This is a genomic window from Parageobacillus galactosidasius (genome assembly GCF_002217735.1).
GTDB classification, from domain to species: Bacteria; Bacillota; Bacilli; order Bacillales; family Anoxybacillaceae; genus Parageobacillus_B; species Parageobacillus_B toebii.
The window spans coordinates 91,071-105,606 of the sequence record NZ_NDYL01000002.1; the positions used below are offsets into that span (position 1 = coordinate 91,071).

General features: G+C 41.4%; 16 protein-coding genes. 11 read left to right on the forward strand and 5 right to left on the reverse strand.

Annotation, left to right across the window (positions count from 1 at the left end; genetic code table 11):
* Nucleotides 1–32: 32 nt before the first annotated feature.
* The 6 genes from B9L23_RS09730 (at nt 33) to B9L23_RS09755 (ending at nt 6,542) form a co-directional block, all read left to right on the forward strand.
* Entirely contained in the window at nt 33–1,874 is a 1,842-nt protein-coding gene (locus B9L23_RS09730) for a bifunctional diguanylate cyclase/phosphohydrolase (protein WP_089098301.1), read from the forward strand.
* Nucleotides 1,875–2,039: 165 nt separating this feature from the next.
* A complete protein-coding gene (locus B9L23_RS09735; protein WP_089097547.1) occupies nt 2,040–2,792 on the forward strand; it encodes a DeoR/GlpR family DNA-binding transcription regulator in 753 nt (250 codons plus the stop codon).
* Nucleotides 2,789–3,700, forward strand: a complete 912-nt coding sequence (pfkB, locus tag B9L23_RS09740) for a 1-phosphofructokinase (protein ID WP_089097548.1) — start codon at nt 2,789–2,791, stop codon at nt 3,698–3,700. Before B9L23_RS09735 ends, pfkB begins: the two co-directional genes overlap by 4 nt.
* Before the next feature lie 28 nt (nt 3,701–3,728).
* On the forward strand, nt 3,729–5,600 hold the full coding sequence (locus tag B9L23_RS09745; protein WP_089097549.1) for a PTS fructose transporter subunit IIABC: 1,872 nt from the start codon (nt 3,729–3,731) through the stop codon (nt 5,598–5,600).
* 326 nt (nt 5,601–5,926) lie between these two features.
* Nucleotides 5,927–6,109, forward strand: coding sequence for a hypothetical protein (locus tag B9L23_RS09750; RefSeq protein ID WP_089097550.1), 183 nt, complete (start codon nt 5,927–5,929; stop codon nt 6,107–6,109).
* Between the two features lies 1 nt (nt 6,110).
* The gene (locus B9L23_RS09755) at nt 6,111–6,542 is read left to right on the forward strand and encodes a transposase (RefSeq protein WP_245842379.1); all 432 of its coding nucleotides are present in this window, start codon (nt 6,111–6,113) and stop codon (nt 6,540–6,542) included.
* A 231-nt stretch (nt 6,543–6,773) separates the two neighbouring features.
* Here B9L23_RS09755 and B9L23_RS09770 read toward each other — a convergent pair whose 3' ends face one another.
* Nucleotides 6,774–7,700: an MBL fold metallo-hydrolase gene (locus B9L23_RS09770; RefSeq protein WP_089097552.1), complete on the reverse strand. Its 927-nt coding sequence runs from the start codon at nt 7,698–7,700 to the stop codon at nt 6,774–6,776.
* A gap of 91 nt (nt 7,701–7,791) precedes the next feature.
* Here B9L23_RS09770 and B9L23_RS09775 point away from each other — a divergent pair, with 91 nt between their 5' ends.
* Nucleotides 7,792–8,193, forward strand: coding sequence for a secondary thiamine-phosphate synthase enzyme YjbQ (locus B9L23_RS09775; RefSeq protein ID WP_089098302.1), 402 nt, complete (start codon nt 7,792–7,794; stop codon nt 8,191–8,193).
* 198 nt (nt 8,194–8,391) lie between these two features.
* Here the strand turns inward: B9L23_RS09775 and map are convergent, their stop codons facing one another.
* Both map and B9L23_RS09785 read right to left on the reverse strand, forming a co-directional pair.
* Nucleotides 8,392–9,141, reverse strand: coding sequence for a type I methionyl aminopeptidase (gene map, locus B9L23_RS09780; protein ID WP_015863784.1), 750 nt, complete (start codon nt 9,139–9,141; stop codon nt 8,392–8,394).
* Between the two features lie 254 nt (nt 9,142–9,395).
* Nucleotides 9,396–10,709, reverse strand: a complete 1,314-nt coding sequence (locus B9L23_RS09785) for an ATP-binding protein (RefSeq protein WP_015863785.1) — start codon at nt 10,707–10,709, stop codon at nt 9,396–9,398.
* Between the two features lie 200 nt (nt 10,710–10,909).
* On the opposite strand from B9L23_RS09785, the gene B9L23_RS09790 reads away from it, so the two are divergent.
* The 4 genes from B9L23_RS09790 to B9L23_RS09805 all read left to right on the forward strand — a co-directional run bounded on the left by B9L23_RS09790 (nt 10,910) and on the right by B9L23_RS09805 (nt 13,208).
* Entirely contained in the window at nt 10,910–11,185 is a 276-nt protein-coding gene (locus B9L23_RS09790; protein WP_015863786.1) for a hypothetical protein, read from the forward strand.
* Nucleotides 11,186–11,380: 195 nt separating this feature from the next.
* Nucleotides 11,381–11,626, forward strand: a complete 246-nt coding sequence (locus B9L23_RS09795; protein ID WP_089097553.1) for a hypothetical protein — start codon at nt 11,381–11,383, stop codon at nt 11,624–11,626.
* 117 nt (nt 11,627–11,743) lie between these two features.
* On the forward strand, nt 11,744–12,544 hold the full coding sequence (locus tag B9L23_RS09800) for a uroporphyrinogen-III synthase (protein ID WP_015863788.1): 801 nt from the start codon (nt 11,744–11,746) through the stop codon (nt 12,542–12,544).
* Nucleotides 12,545–12,674: 130 nt separating this feature from the next.
* A complete protein-coding gene (locus tag B9L23_RS09805; protein ID WP_015863789.1) occupies nt 12,675–13,208 on the forward strand; it encodes a hemerythrin domain-containing protein in 534 nt (177 codons plus the stop codon).
* A 73-nt stretch (nt 13,209–13,281) separates the two neighbouring features.
* Here B9L23_RS09805 and narI read toward each other — a convergent pair whose 3' ends face one another.
* Together narI and narJ are read right to left on the reverse strand one after the other, a co-directional pair.
* Entirely contained in the window at nt 13,282–13,986 is a 705-nt protein-coding gene (gene narI / locus B9L23_RS09810; protein WP_089097554.1) for a respiratory nitrate reductase subunit gamma, read from the reverse strand.
* Between the two features lies 1 nt (nt 13,987).
* A complete protein-coding gene (gene narJ, locus B9L23_RS09815; RefSeq protein ID WP_062754228.1) occupies nt 13,988–14,536 on the reverse strand; it encodes a nitrate reductase molybdenum cofactor assembly chaperone in 549 nt (182 codons plus the stop codon).

Below are 14,536 nucleotides of genomic sequence, written 5' to 3' on the forward strand. Positions count from 1 at the left end.
GAAATTTTGTGAAAAATGAGAGTGATTATATAATGTATGTTAAAAAATATGCAAAAATATACTTAACGATTATTGCAATGATAGGATCAGGTATATTTTTAGTAGAAAGTGATTTTACTGCTCAATCCTTAGAGGATTGGGTTTTCATTTATATGTTATCCGGATCTATTATTTTACTAAACAAGTTTTTAATCCATCTTCCTCCAAAAGATAATTCGTTTTCGATGGATTCGGCGATTTATTTAGCAGTGGTGTTTTTACACGGCATTGATTTAGCGATGAATGTTCTACTTATTAGCAGCGTTGTTGAATTTCTCTATAAGCGTAAAATGTTATGGTGGAAGCACTTATTTAATTTTTCTATGTATTCCATTATGATTGTCGGTGCCTATTATTCATTTTTATTTTCCGGTGGGCATGTTGGTGAAATAAATACTCAAAATTTGCTTCCGTACATGATTAGTCTAGTTGTTTATTTTAGTTTAAACATTTGTTTAATGTTTTTATTTTTTGTTTTTTTTGATCGCATATTTAAAGGAACTTTTGATTTAGGAGTTTTGTTAGAATCAGCTATTAGCTATTGCGTTACGTTACTACTATCCCTTGTTTTAGCGATTTTATTAAATGAAAAACGGTATTTTGGTCTGTTTTTATTCACTGTTTTAGTCGTTATTTTATCGGCGGTGTTTCGCAAATTTCTTTATTTATATCAGGAAGTATCAGAGCGTGCCAATAAGGATCATTTAACAGGGCTTTATAATCATGGTTATTTTAAAGAGACATTGCAAGAACAGTTTGCCGACGCGAAAAAATTAAAACAACCATTTAGTTTAGCTTTATTGGATTTAGATGATTTTAAAAAATATAATGACCGCAATGGACATTTACAAGGAGATAAGCTGTTGCAGTTTTTTGGTGAGATGCTGAAAAAAGCGGTAGACGGAACAGACTTTGTAGCAGCTCGTTACGGCGGCGAGGAGTTTGCAATTTTAATGCCAAATACGACGAAAGAAGAGGCGCACGCCTTTTTAGACCGGTTGCGCAAACAAGTCAATGATACATACTTTTCCGGGGTGGAGCATGTTCCTTACCGCTGTCTTTCGTTTTCTTGCGGAATTGCCGAGATGGAAAGAAGCATGTATGACAGCGGTGAACTAATTCATAAAGCAGACCAGGCGCTTTATTACGCAAAAGCACAAGGAAAAAATAATGTACAAGTATACGAAGAACATAACCTTTGCTTTGATGAAATAAAATTTAAAGAAAATCTGGATATGCTTGAGCAGCAAGTAAAGTTTTTTTTATCGAAAGATGTTTATACATATCGTCATAGTAAACGGGTATTCAAATATGCATCCGAATTCAGCCAAATGCTTGATTTAACTGACCATGAAAGACAAACGCTTGTTTTAGGAGCGTTAATTCATGATATTGGAAAAATCGAAGTGCCAAGGGATATTTTAAACAAAGAAGGAAAATTGGAACGGCATGAATGGGAGATTGTGAAGAAACATGTAACATGGGGAAAAGAAATTATCGCAGCGGAAAAACAGTTTGATGATTTAATTCCCCTTGTCGAACTTCACCATGAGCGCTATGACGGAAAAGGATATCCATATGGACTTAAAGGAGAAGAAATTCCAAAACTTGCTCGTATTTTATGTATTATTGATTCGTTTGATGCGATGACGACAGAACGGCCGTACCAACGCACGAAAACGTTTGAAGAGGCAGTATCCGAAATTATGCGTTGCGCAGGCACACAGTTCGACCCCTTTTACGCTAAATTATTTACAGAGTTTATTCAAGAAAAATACTTATCGCGTGTTCAAGACCAAGCGGAGAAATATCATGATAACAAAGCTGTCCAATGATAAAAGGACGGCTTTTCTTTTTGCAAATATGATTGAATTTGAACGTTTTTTTTAATATAATACGACTGATTTTGAAAGATATTGAACGAAAATGATTGATTTTTAAACGGCTTTCGTTTATGATAAAAGTACAAAATGATATTTCCATCCGAGGAGGTGGAATAGTTGCTCACAGAAGAACGTCACCGGATTATATTGGAACTTCTCGCAGAAAAAGAAGTAGTGAAGCTGCAAGAGCTAGTCGAGGCGACTAATTCATCGGAGTCAACGATTCGCCGAGATTTAACGCAGTTGGAAAAAGAGAAAAAATTGCGGCGTATTCATGGTGGAGCAACACTTCTTCAAAAGAAGCGGGAAGAATTAAGCGTCTTAGAAAAATCAACAAAACATATACAAGAAAAGAAGCGGATTGCTGAGTATGCGGCAAGTCTTGTGCAAAACGGTGATTGCATTTATTTAGACGCTGGGACGACGACGTTCGAAATGATTCCGCATCTGCAGGGCAAAGATATCGTTGTCGTGACGAATGGTATTATGCATTTGGATATGCTTCTGGAATATGACGTTCCGACATATTTACTTGGCGGTTTTATGAAAAAGAAAACGAAAGCGCTCATTGGCCGCGGCGCATTGCAATCATTAAAAAGCTATAGTTTTGACAAATGTTTTATCGGTGCCAACGGCGTTCACTACGAATATGGGTACACAACACCTGATCCGGAAGAGGCGATGGTAAAATATACAGCAATGCAGCTATCCCAAAAAGCGTATGTGCTTGCCGATCATTCAAAACTTAATGAAAGCGCGTTTGCCAAAATCGCTGAACTGCATGAGGCAACGCTGATTACGAATGAATTAGCTGAAGAATGGCTAGAACCATATAAAGCAAAAACAGCAGTAGAGGTTGTGACAAAATGATCTATACATGTACATTAAATCCATCTGTTGATTATATTGTGCACGTGGACGAGCTTCGCATTGGCGAATTAAACCGTGCTGTGAAAACGTTGACATTCCCCGGTGGAAAAGGGATCAATGTCTCCCGTGTTCTTAAGAGGCTCGGTATAGAGAGCACGGCGTTAGGATTTATCGGCGGATTTACCGGTGCGTTCATTATCGAACAATTACAAAGCGAAAACATTACCTGTGATTTTGTCGAAGTGCCAGGGAATACGCGCATTAATGTGAAGCTAAAATCAGGAAAAGAAACGGAAATTAACGGTCAAGGGCCAATGATTCAGCCGGAACATGAAGCGGAATTCATGGAAAAAATTCGCGCATTAACGGAAAATGATATCGTCGTTTTGGCAGGAAGCATACCGTCTTCTTTGTCTCCGGACGTTTATGGGAAAATCGTTGACGAAGCAAAAAAAGTGAAAGCAAAAGTCGTCGTAGATACAAGCGGTCCGGCATTAAAATCGTTGCTTGCGCGGAACCCATTTTTGGCAAAGCCGAATCATAAAGAATTAGCCGAGCTATTTGAGACAAGCTTTCACTCGAAAGACGAGATCATGGTTTGTGGACGTCGATTAATAGAATTAGGAGTAGAAAATGCCATCGTTTCGCTGGCCGGTGATGGTGCTTTCTATTTTAATAAAGAAATGACATTATTTGCTGAGGCACCGAAGGGAACAGTAAAAAATTCCGTTGGTGCCGGTGATTCGATGGTGGCGGGGTTTCTTGCGGCGTATACAAGCGGAAAAAGTTTGGAAGAAGCGTTTGCTTATAGTGTCGCATCTGGAAGTGCAACGGCATTTTCTGAAGATTTATGCACAAAAGACTGTGTCGAACAGCTAGTACATGAAGTAAATGTCATGCGTTTCTAAGGTCATATGAAAAAGGGGGACCATTTTGATGAAAATTACCGATTTGCTTACAAAGGAAACAATTATTCTCCAATTGAAAGCGAAAACAAAAGAAGAAGTAATTGATGAACTTGTCGCGAAACTGCAAGAAGCGGGAGTGTTGCGTGACGCACAAGCGTTCAAAGAAGCGATTTTTGCGCGTGAAGCGCAAAGCACGACCGGTGTCGGTGATGGAATTGCCATTCCTCATGCGAAAACAGCCGCGGTAAAGCGGCCTGCCGTAGCGTTTGGGCGTTCTGAGAGCGGCATTGACTATGACGCGCTTGATGGAAAACCGAGCCACTTGTTTTTTATGATTGCGGCGCCAGAAGGAGCGAATAATACACATTTAGAAGCGCTTGCCCGCTTGTCGTCCATGCTAATGGATTCCTCTTTCCGCGCGCGGATTGAAAGCGCTTCAAACGAAGAGGAATTTATTCGGTTGATTGCAGAAAAAGAGGCAGAGGAAACGAAAGAAGCAGAACATACGGCATCTTCACCTTCGAAGCGCAAAAAAGTCATTGCCGTTACTGCTTGCCCGACAGGAATCGCTCATACGTATATGGCGGCAGATGCTTTAAAAGCAAAAGCAGCGGAAATGGATGTGGATATAAAAGTAGAAACAAACGGTTCTAGCGGAGTGAAAAACGAATTAACCAAGCAAGATATTGAGGAAGCGGTTGCGGTCATCGTTGCGGCGGATAAGCAAGTGGAAATGGAGCGGTTCAAAGGAAAACATGTGATTCAAGTACCGGTTGCGCAAGCGATTCGTAAACCGAAAGAGCTAATCGAGCAAGCTCTCAGACAGGATGCGCCGATTTATCAAGGAAGCGGCGCGAAAGAGGCGACAACGGTAGGAAAGCCGCGTACAGGATTTTATAAACATTTAATGAACGGAGTTTCCAACATGCTTCCATTCGTTGTCGGCGGAGGTATTTTGATTGCGATATCGTTTATCTTCGGTATTAAAGCGTTTGATCCAAAAGATCCGTCGTATCATCCGATAGCGAAAGCGCTTATGGATATCGGTGGAGGAAACGCCTTTGCGTTGATGATTCCAGTGCTTGCTGGTTTTATTGCCATGAGTATTGCGGACCGGCCTGGTTTTGCGCCAGGGATGGTAGGCGGTTTCATGGCGGCAAATGGCGGCGCCGGCTTTTTAGGCGGGTTAATCGCAGGCTTTCTTGCCGGGTATTTAGTGGTTGGGTTGAAAAAAGTATTTAGCCATCTGCCACAGTCGCTTGAGGGAATCAAACCAGTGTTGCTTTATCCGCTTTTTGGCATTTTCATTACGGGACTTATTATGATGTATGTTGTTATCGATCCAGTGAAGGCGTTAAATGAGGCAATGAAGCATTGGCTTGAAAATATGGGAACGGCAAACTTAATTTTACTTGGCGCGATTCTTGGCGGCATGATGGCGGTTGATATGGGCGGCCCGATCAACAAAGCGGCATTTACGTTTGGAATTGCCATGATTGATGCTGGAAATTATGCTCCGCACGCAGCGATCATGGCCGGAGGAATGGTGCCGCCGTTAGGGCTGGCTCTTGCGACGACATTCTTTAAAAAGAAATTTACAAAAGCGGAACGTGAAGCTGGAAAAACATGCTATATCATGGGAGCGACGTTCATTACAGAAGGGGCGATTCCGTTTGCGGCAGCCGACCCGGTACGCGTCATTCCATCCATCATTGTCGGCTCTGCGGTCAGCGGAGCGCTGACGATGTTGTTTCACATTGGCCTTCCAGCTCCGCATGGTGGAATTTTCGTTATTCCAATTGTAAAAGGAAGTTCTTTATTATACGTATTAGCGATTTTGATCGGTTCGATCATTACTGCTTTGATGGTTGGCTTGTGGAAAAAAGAAGTAGAGGAATAATAGAAAAAGCTGAGCGGGATTGTCGCTCAGCTTTTTTATAGAAGGATGATTCTCATGAATTTTTCATGAATAAAAGAGTAATTCATGGTACAATAAACAATTGCAATGTTGCAAAAGGAGAACTTATCGATATGATGAAGACATTTCTTCAACTTGCTTCTTCCAGCAGCAACGCTTGATTCAGAAGCAAAAGTTTTTCACGAGAACATCCGCCGGAAGCCCACTGTTTTAGCTGTGGGAGGAAGGCGGGGTTTATATTTTCAATATATATTGAATTTTTCGTTCAATATAAGTACACTGGATTTAGAAAGGTAGGTGAATCAAGAATGCTCTGCACTCTCAAGATTAAATTAATGCCAACTCTTGAACAGTTTCATGCGCTGCTGGAAACAATGAAACGGTTTAACCAAGCATGCAACTATATTAGCGAGATTGCTTTTCGCTCCAGAACCTTTTCCAAAACGAAAATCCAGCGGCTTTGTCACCATGTCCCGTGGCGGTATTGGTGATATGCTTCATCGATGGGGATTTCGCTATACACGCCCTACGTATACCCTCAAACGGGCCAATCCACAAAAACAAAAAGAGTTTCAACAGGAGATGGAACTTATAAAAAAAAACTTGTCCGACAACATGGTCATAATCTATGAAGATGAAAGCCATATTCGGGATTACCAAACTCTACGGGCCACTTGGAGTGTTAAAGGGCGTCAAAAACAAATCCCTACGTATGGACATCACGCAACCGTTAGCTTATTAGGCGGTGTGAATATCAAAACGGGGGAATTTCACTGTATGGAAACCAATCAATGCAATGCACACAGACCGTCAAGGGATCAGTTTTGTTGTCGAGCTTGTGGGTACGCTGCCCCTGCCGACAACGTGGCTGCGGAAAACATCCGCAGGGCTGCTGTCAACCAGCCGAACGCGGCAGCCAATTAGGCTAGTTGCAAGCCCACGGCTTTAGCCGTTGGGTAGTTGACATACGGGGATTTACAACCAAAAGCGAGGATCCGTTTGTCCAACGGCAATTTTTGCGGCCAGATACGAGCATTTATTACGGTAAAGATGACTATGATATGAGAAAGGAACTGAATAAATTTTCGAAAGCATCCCATCTTGTATTGAATATATCCTAGGAAAAGAAGGAGCCAATTGCAAGGCTCCTTTTCTTTATGAACGTATATCACAATCCAGCACTTCCCCAAGTTTTAGACATTTTAGCCTGCTCTCGTCCAGACCGCGCCGCTTCCATTCAGCAAGCAAACGGTCAAGCGCTTCCTTCGGAGTGTCATCGGCAAGACGAAACGCGCCATAATGCATTGGAATAAAGTAGTCTGCTTGACAGTCGACAAAGGCTTGTACCGCTTCTTCAGGAGTGACGTGCTGCGGACCCATAAACCATTCCGGCTCATACGCACCGATCGGAAGAAGCGCATAGTCAATCGAAAAGCGTTCGCCAATATCTCGGAATCCACGGAAATAGCCGCTATCGCCAGCAAAATATATCGTCGGTTTTTCCTTCGACCGCATGACCCAGCCACCCCAGTGGGACGTGTTCATATCCCATAAAGTCCGCCTTGTCCAATGTTGCGCCGGAACAAACGTAAAGGTCACATCGCCAAACGATTGTTCTTCCCACCATTCGAATTCCGTCACTTGCTTATATCCTTTTCGCCGGAATAAACGGCCAAGCCCAACAGGAACGAATATGCGCGGCGTTCCTTTTAATTTTCGAATGCTCGGAAAATGCAAATGATCATAATGGCCATGAGAAATAAGCACGACATCGACTTTGGGCATGTTATTCAGTGAAATGCCGGGCTCCGTAAGCCGTTTTGCTGTTCCCATGCGCGTTGCCCATACGGGATCGGTGACGATGGTGATACCGTTTAGTTGGATCACAAACGTAGAATGCCCGACCCAAGAAATCAATGTGCGAAAACGGTTCGTATGAAGAAGTGGATATTGCGGTGGGTCGGCATGAGGAACTTGATACGATAAATCTTTCTTTTTGTTTTTCCGTTCCTTTTGCCAGCGGCGAAAATCAGAAAACGTTTTTTTTGTCGAAACTCCATCTAAGTTTTCGTATCTCTTCATCTGCTTTTCACCCTTTTTATGTGCGCTATAATATAAGAGTAGCAAAATGATTTTTTCAGTAACAAATTTTTGCTTGGTGGTGAAGAAAAATATGTTGCAATCATTTACGATTCGAACAACAAAGCGGGATGAAATGGTTGACATCACTTCATTCGTCGAACAAACGGTTCGTCAAGCTGGAGTGAGAGAAGGATTCGCGATTGTTTATTGTCCGCATACAACCGCCGGAATTACGATTAACGAAAATGCCGACCCTGATGTGAAGCGGGATATGATCCGGCGTTTTGATGAAACGTATCCGTGGGAGCATCCGCTTGATCGTCATATGGAAGGGAATACAGCGGCACATATGAAGGCAAGCACGGTCGGTGCGTCACAACATGTCATTATTACGCATGGAAAGCTGCTTTTAGGAACATGGCAAGGAATTTATTTTTGCGAATATGACGGCCCGCGCCAACGGACGTTTTATGTGAAAGTGGTCGAAAGGTAAACAACTGGCATCCTTCGTCACTAATATTTTTTAGATGCATGTAAAGGCCTAAGATCGATCGTCACGATGAGATTTTGTTTTCAATGGCTGGTTCATCGCATTGATGAAACTAACATAACTATAATAATATTATGTAAACTAAAATACGCCGATTAGAAAAAGGACTAACGAAACCGTTAGTCCTTTTCTGTTTGGTGATTAGGAAAGAGCCGTTAAAATGAGCGGACCGTTTTTCGTAATGGCAATCGTATGCTCATATTGTGCGGAATAAGAACCGTCAACCGTTCTTGCCGTCCAGCCGTTTTGATCCATTTTGCTTTGCCATGCGCCGATGTTTACCATCGGTTCAATCGTAATCACCATTCCTTCTTTTAGGCGCAATCCTTTTCCTTTTTCACCAAAGTGAGGAATGTATGGTTCTTCGTGAATCGTTGGCCCAATTCCGTGTCCAGTAAAATCACGGACGACAGAAAAGCCGTTTGCTTCGACATATGTTTGGATCGCATGGCCAATATCCCCGATGCGATTGCCGATAACAGCCTGTTCAATCCCTTTATATAGAGATTGTTCTGTTACATAAAGCAATTTTTTCACTTCTTCGCTTACATCCCCAACCGCATATGTCCATGCGGAATCGGCAAGCGCTCCGTGCAAATTAACAACAAAATCGATCGTCACAATATCCCCGTTTTTTAACGGCTCATTACGAGGAAAACCATGGCAAATTTCGTCGTTGATCGAAGCGCACGTTGCGTAAGGATAACCTCGATATCCTTTTTGTTCCGGTTTTGCGCCATGCTTTGCTAAAAACGTTTCTACAAAGCGGTCGATTTCCATTGTGGTAATTCCTGGCTTAATTAACTGGGCAATTTCTTGATGGCAAGCTGCCAATAATTTTCCTGCTTCGTGCATCAATTTAATTTCTCTTTCTGTTTTTACATGAATCATGGAAAATCTCCTTTTCATTAATGATTTGGAAATGAATATCATAAAATTTATATATGCCGTAATGCAACAAAATCTATTGTGTATTGTAACAAAAAATAGTGTAGAGATAAACGAAAGGGAGTCTCAGCAAGGTGATTTCCAATTTACGTAATTTTCCGAAAAAAATAGCACGAACACTCTGTTTTTGATGAAAAAAGAAAGTATGTAACAAATCGTACCGGCTGCTAGAAATAGAGCGTTCTTTAGGTCTTCGATCATGTTGACGTTTTATAATGCTGCAGAAACTTTTTTTCTTCGTTTGTGAGATCGTGAGAATTTGACGAAGAAAGTGGAAGATAAATCGATACTTCTGTTCCTTTATGTATTTCACTTTTAATATGAATCGTCCCATTCATGGATTCAATAATGCGGTATACTACCATCATGCCGAGGCCAGTGCCTTTAATTCCTTTTGCAGTAAAATACGGTTCTCCTAGCCGATCGATTTGTTCTTTTGTCATGCCGACTCCCGTGTCAGAAATTCGAATAAGCATGCGCTGTTTTTCAATAGAAACGTAAATTTGCAGCACACCGCCGTTTGGCATTGCCTCGATGGAGTTTTTCATAATATTGAGTAAACATTGGCGGAATTTTTCGCGCTCTCCAGTTATCGTAAACGGCGCTAATGTTGTTTTTACTTCCACACTGTTCATGTTAGCAAACGGGCGTAAAAGGTCAATCACGCGCTCAATTTCTGTTTTGACATTCAGCTTTTCTACCGATTCGGGGGCTGGTTTCGCAAAAGTTAAGTAATCGGTAATGATCGCTTCTGCACGATCCAACTCTTCAATGGCGATTTGTATGTATTGCTTCCGTTTTTCAGGAGAAAGATGGTGTTGCTCCAACAATTGCATAAACCCGCGCGCAGCGGTAAGCGGATTTCGTATTTCGTGGGAAATGGATGCTGCTAGATGACTCACTACTTCCATTTTTTCCGCACGGATAATTCGTTTCCGCAATTCCATATTTTTATATATCATTTCTTTTAATGAGCAGACAATCAGCATAAATATCGGTTGAACAAACAAATAGGTAAGTGACATGATAGAGGACGATGATGAAATACCTTGAAACATTTGGGCCAGTTCGAGGGATAAAGATCCCGAAAACGCGCATAGTGCAGTAGCAAGCAATATACGATGCTTAGATGATAGCTGCAAAAATTTTTTCGATAAAGTCATGCTTGTTATCATAATAAATATTGAGGTAATGACCGTAACGAGAAATCCGGCCCCTCCAAACAACAAGCGGCAACCAATGGTTACTAAACATAAAAACAAGCTTGTTGCTGGCCCTTTATATAGACTCCCTAACCAAAGAGGTATTTGCCTCAAATCGAAAATGAAATCTGGATCCGAACTGACAGGAATGGTGATACATAAAATAATGACGAGTGCCAAACAAACGGTGAACAAATGTTGTTTGATATGTCTAGGTATATTTCTTTCTTCCACCCATAAAGGAACGATAAAAATTGGAATAAGAATAAAGAACAAATTTAGTAAAAAATCTTTTAAAATAGCAAGCATAGCAGCACCTTCTTTCTCGTAATACGGTATATAGAAGCAAATTTAACGATTAAATATATTACATTGTAAACAATAAACATGTCGGATGTTAAGAGTGAATTTATAGTGTTTTTTTGACATAAATCTTCGTTTTTCAACAAAAAACAGATAGTTATTCTATAACTATTTTTTAACTAAAAATATAACTTAAGAGGAATCGTTTGGAAAAAGAGGTCTATCTTTCAGCTGCACTGGCGTTGAAGAAGGGGATAGGGTTATGGAATGTGCTCAATGAAACAGCACCGAATGTGTGGACAAAAGAGCCAGCTGTACATACGGCAAAGAAAGGAGGATCTGTCGATTTAGAGATTGCCGGCGAAGAAAAGTTAGTAGAAAGCTTAAAAAAGCGGGAAAACGTCTGTAAATGCATACCAGCTGAAGCTGAAAAAGCTGTATGCGCCTTTCTAAAAGAGAAAGTGCCGCACTCCATCGAGTGAAACAGGAACAAACGTTAAACGGAAAAATTTATTATATCGTTAAAGGTTTAGGCATGAGCGCTTCTCATGTTTTTTTGTTGTCGACAAAATGTGATATGTAAAGATAACAAAAAGATAATAATTTGTTGATTTTTCTTTGTTCTTTCTCCCGCGGTTTATTTTTATAATTGGTAATGAAAGGGGGATTTTCCTAATATGCGGGAGTCATATAAGCAGTTAATGATTTGGATTGAGGAAAAACAGCCGGTAAAAATTAAAACTGATCAAGGAGAGGCTACGTTTTTGCCTGTCAAACTTTATAAAGATGTCCATAAGTTGTTTGCATATAATCGGAAAATGACGCTTATCAATATTTCTTTAGATAAGGTCATTTCCATTGAACCGACCCGAATTTATGGATCGTTTGATATAAGAGAAGAACAAGTTGTACATATCCATTAAGTGAAAAGAAAGGGAGCGGACTCATTAAAAAAGAGGACGCTCCCTTTTATGTATTGCAGAGCGGAAAGACGTTACCTTAAAATGAAGGTAATTCATATTGCGAGAGGGGGAGGAAACATGCGTGGCAAACGCATCGTCTTATGCGCGTCAAGAAAATTAGAAGAAATGACAACACTCATTGAAAAACAAGGTGGAATAGCGATCGTGCGCCCGGCGCAAGGGATATTATTTTCAAAGGAAGGGGAGCTGGAAGATGAAATTCGTGCTGTTATTGCAATGCGCCCGGACTGGTTTATTTTTACAACAGGCATAGGAGTGGAAACGTTACTAGAAGCGGCAGAGAGAGGGAAAGTGAAAGAGGAATGGGTGAAAACGATTCAGCATGCGAACGTAGCAGTTCGGGGGTATAAGACGGCTGCGGCATTAAAGAAAATTGGAGTTGCTCCTGTTGCTGCCAGTGATGATGGAACAACAAAGGGACTTATTCGCTCACTTAATGAATATTCCTTTGCGGGAAAAAAAGTGATTGTCCAATTGCACGGAACCACGTCTCCGACATTAAAGGAGTTTTTGGAAGAAAATCATGCGATATATACCGAGCTGCTTCCGTATCGCCATGTTGCCCCAGATCCTGAAGTGCTCGAAAAGCTGTACGAGGAAGTGATTCACCGAAAAGTAGATGCTGTTTGTTTTACGACGGAGGTGCAAGTTCGTTTTTTATTTTCATTTGTAAAAGAACAAAAAGATATTGAGTGGTTCCGGCAATCATTTAACGAACATGTTATTGCGTGTGCGGTCGGAAAAGTTACGGCTGAAGCGCTTTATGAAGAGGGGATTGTCCGCGTTGTTGCTCCGGAACTAGAGCGGATGGGCGCAATGATTGTTACATTGTCGCAATATTTCGAACGCCAGTCATAGCGATGAAGAAAAATCACGCAGGAAATTTCTTGCGTGATTTTTCTTTGCTTATTTGTGTGACATAGCGCACAACATTTTGAAAGGGAACGGGATAAAATGAGAGACAAAGAAGCAATAGGAGGAATGGATAATGCATTCATTTTGTCATATGGGCGGGCACGAAGAAGTGGAGCTATGTTCAGGTTTAGAGCGTTTAAAGCAGGAGCATGGGCCGTTGCGTGAGCAAATGCATGATTTTTTTGAACTGGCACAGACTATTGGCAACCATGATGAAGTGCAAGATTGGAAAGAACGCTTGCTTGCATTACGGAAAAATGTTCTAGCATTTATTTATGAGTTAGATCCGCACTCAGAGCGGGAAGAAGGTGTGTTGTTTCCAATGATGGCTCGATATATCGGAAGAACATCCGGTCCGATTGCGGTCATGGAGTATGAACACGAACAAGCGAAACAACGAATCGCATCTTTTTTAACAAAAACAGCGGAGCTTCCAGAAACGACCGATCGGGAAAGCGCCATGGAGCTTGCCGATATGGTTATCCAAGCATATCATATTTTGTCGGAACACTTTATGAAAGAAGAAAACGTGCTATTTCCGATGGCCGAACGCATGCTATCTGATAAAGAAAAAGAAGAATTGGCTGAAAAAATAAGCCAAATATAAGAAAAACGGGATGCCCCATATAGGGGTATCCCGTTTTTCCATATATATGAAAGGGGGATTTGAGCATATTATATTAATGAATGTTGTTTAGTTGCTCCGCTTGCTTAGGCATGCGTTTACGATAAACGACATAGTTTCGTCTAAGATAACGGAGCGGCAAGCTAAACACGTGCACCAATCTTGTAAATGGCCAAACGGCAAAAATGCCTAATGCTGCGATAATATGAATTTGAAACCAGATTGGCACCTGTTCCATATAAGCTGGGTTTGGCCGGAACATTAGGACGCCGCGGAACCATGGACCGATTGTTGTTCGATAGTCAAAGCCGTTGGAATCGATATTAAGCAGCGTAGAAAAAAGTCCGGTTAAGATGACAATCGCGAGGAAAAAGAGAGCGATCCAATCCCCACGGCTGCTTGTTACTCTAACGCGCTTTACCGCTATGCGGCGGCGGGTCAGAATGATTAGTCCGATCAGAGCAGCCAATCCTGCCGGAATACCACCAGCAAGGGCGATGAGGTGGTATGTTTCTTCCGAAATGCCCATCGTTTCGTAAACGGCCTCAGGAATCAGAATTCCCATGACATGTCCGATAAAAACGAATAAAATTCCCCAATGAAAAAGAAGGCTGCCGAGACGCAACTGCTTTTTTTCCAATACTTCGCTTGATTTGGACGTCCAGCCAAACTGATCGTATTGATAACGCCAAATATGGCCGCCGATAAAAATCGTTAGGACAACGTAAGGCAAAATGACCCAAAGAAATTGTTTCAACATATCACACACTTCCTTTCGGGATTGGCTTCACACCAAGTTCTTCGAACGCCAGGAAAATAGCGTCAAAAATAGCGGTATAAGGACTTTCAATGGCTGCGAGCTGTTTTCGGATTTCATCGATATTGTTTGCATATGTTTCAAAGAGCGGAACAACATATTGTTGTTCCGCGTAGGCGGCAAACTCAAGCATTAGCGGCAAATAATCAGGGAGTTCTTGGTCGGTCGTATCAAAACCGGCCGCTTTATAACGCTGTTTTAGTTGCAAAAGCTCCAAACCGCGCTCGCGCTGCTCGCCTGTATTCATATAGGTAACATACAAATTTGTTTTTTTGCCGAAATCGAACGTTTCGACATATTGTTCCATTCGCTGCTGAGCAGGGATTGTTTGTATGTGATGAATAAAAGTCGTGATATTATTGACGATTGCATCATTTTGTACAGTATGGATTGCTTCTAGGCAGTCGTCTAGCAAGTTTGCCCATTCTTCATCAGGATATGACAATAAATGGGATATGCATAAAAACACGGTTTGCATTTGTTCTTGATCCAT

Excerpts from the sequence above, each read along its gene's own strand:
- B9L23_RS09730 (WP_089098301.1), top strand. The coding sequence starts at position 33 with ATGTATGTTAAAAAATATGCAAAAATATACTTAACGATTATTGCAATG.
- pfkB (WP_089097548.1), top strand. The coding sequence starts at position 2,789 with ATGATCTATACATGTACATTAAATCCATCTGTTGATTATATTGTGCAC.
- B9L23_RS09745 (WP_089097549.1), top strand. The coding sequence starts at position 3,729 with ATGAAAATTACCGATTTGCTTACAAAGGAAACAATTATTCTCCAATTG.
- B9L23_RS09750 (WP_089097550.1), top strand. The coding sequence starts at position 5,927 with ATGCTCTGCACTCTCAAGATTAAATTAATGCCAACTCTTGAACAGTTT.
- B9L23_RS09755 (WP_245842379.1), top strand. The coding sequence starts at position 6,111 with ATGCTTCATCGATGGGGATTTCGCTATACACGCCCTACGTATACCCTC.
- B9L23_RS09770 (WP_089097552.1), bottom strand. The coding sequence starts at position 7,700 with ATGAAGAGATACGAAAACTTAGATGGAGTTTCGACAAAAAAAACGTTT.
- B9L23_RS09775 (WP_089098302.1), top strand. The coding sequence starts at position 7,792 with ATGTTGCAATCATTTACGATTCGAACAACAAAGCGGGATGAAATGGTT.
- map (WP_015863784.1), bottom strand. The coding sequence starts at position 9,141 with ATGATTCATGTAAAAACAGAAAGAGAAATTAAATTGATGCACGAAGCA.
- B9L23_RS09785 (WP_015863785.1), bottom strand. The coding sequence starts at position 10,709 with ATGCTTGCTATTTTAAAAGATTTTTTACTAAATTTGTTCTTTATTCTT.
- B9L23_RS09795 (WP_089097553.1), top strand. The coding sequence starts at position 11,381 with ATGCGGGAGTCATATAAGCAGTTAATGATTTGGATTGAGGAAAAACAG.
- B9L23_RS09800 (WP_015863788.1), top strand. The coding sequence starts at position 11,744 with ATGCGTGGCAAACGCATCGTCTTATGCGCGTCAAGAAAATTAGAAGAA.
- B9L23_RS09805 (WP_015863789.1), top strand. The coding sequence starts at position 12,675 with ATGCATTCATTTTGTCATATGGGCGGGCACGAAGAAGTGGAGCTATGT.
- narI (WP_089097554.1), bottom strand. The coding sequence starts at position 13,986 with ATGTTGAAACAATTTCTTTGGGTCATTTTGCCTTACGTTGTCCTAACG.
- narJ (WP_062754228.1), bottom strand. The coding sequence starts at position 14,536 with ATGGATCAAGAACAAATGCAAACCGTGTTTTTATGCATATCCCATTTA.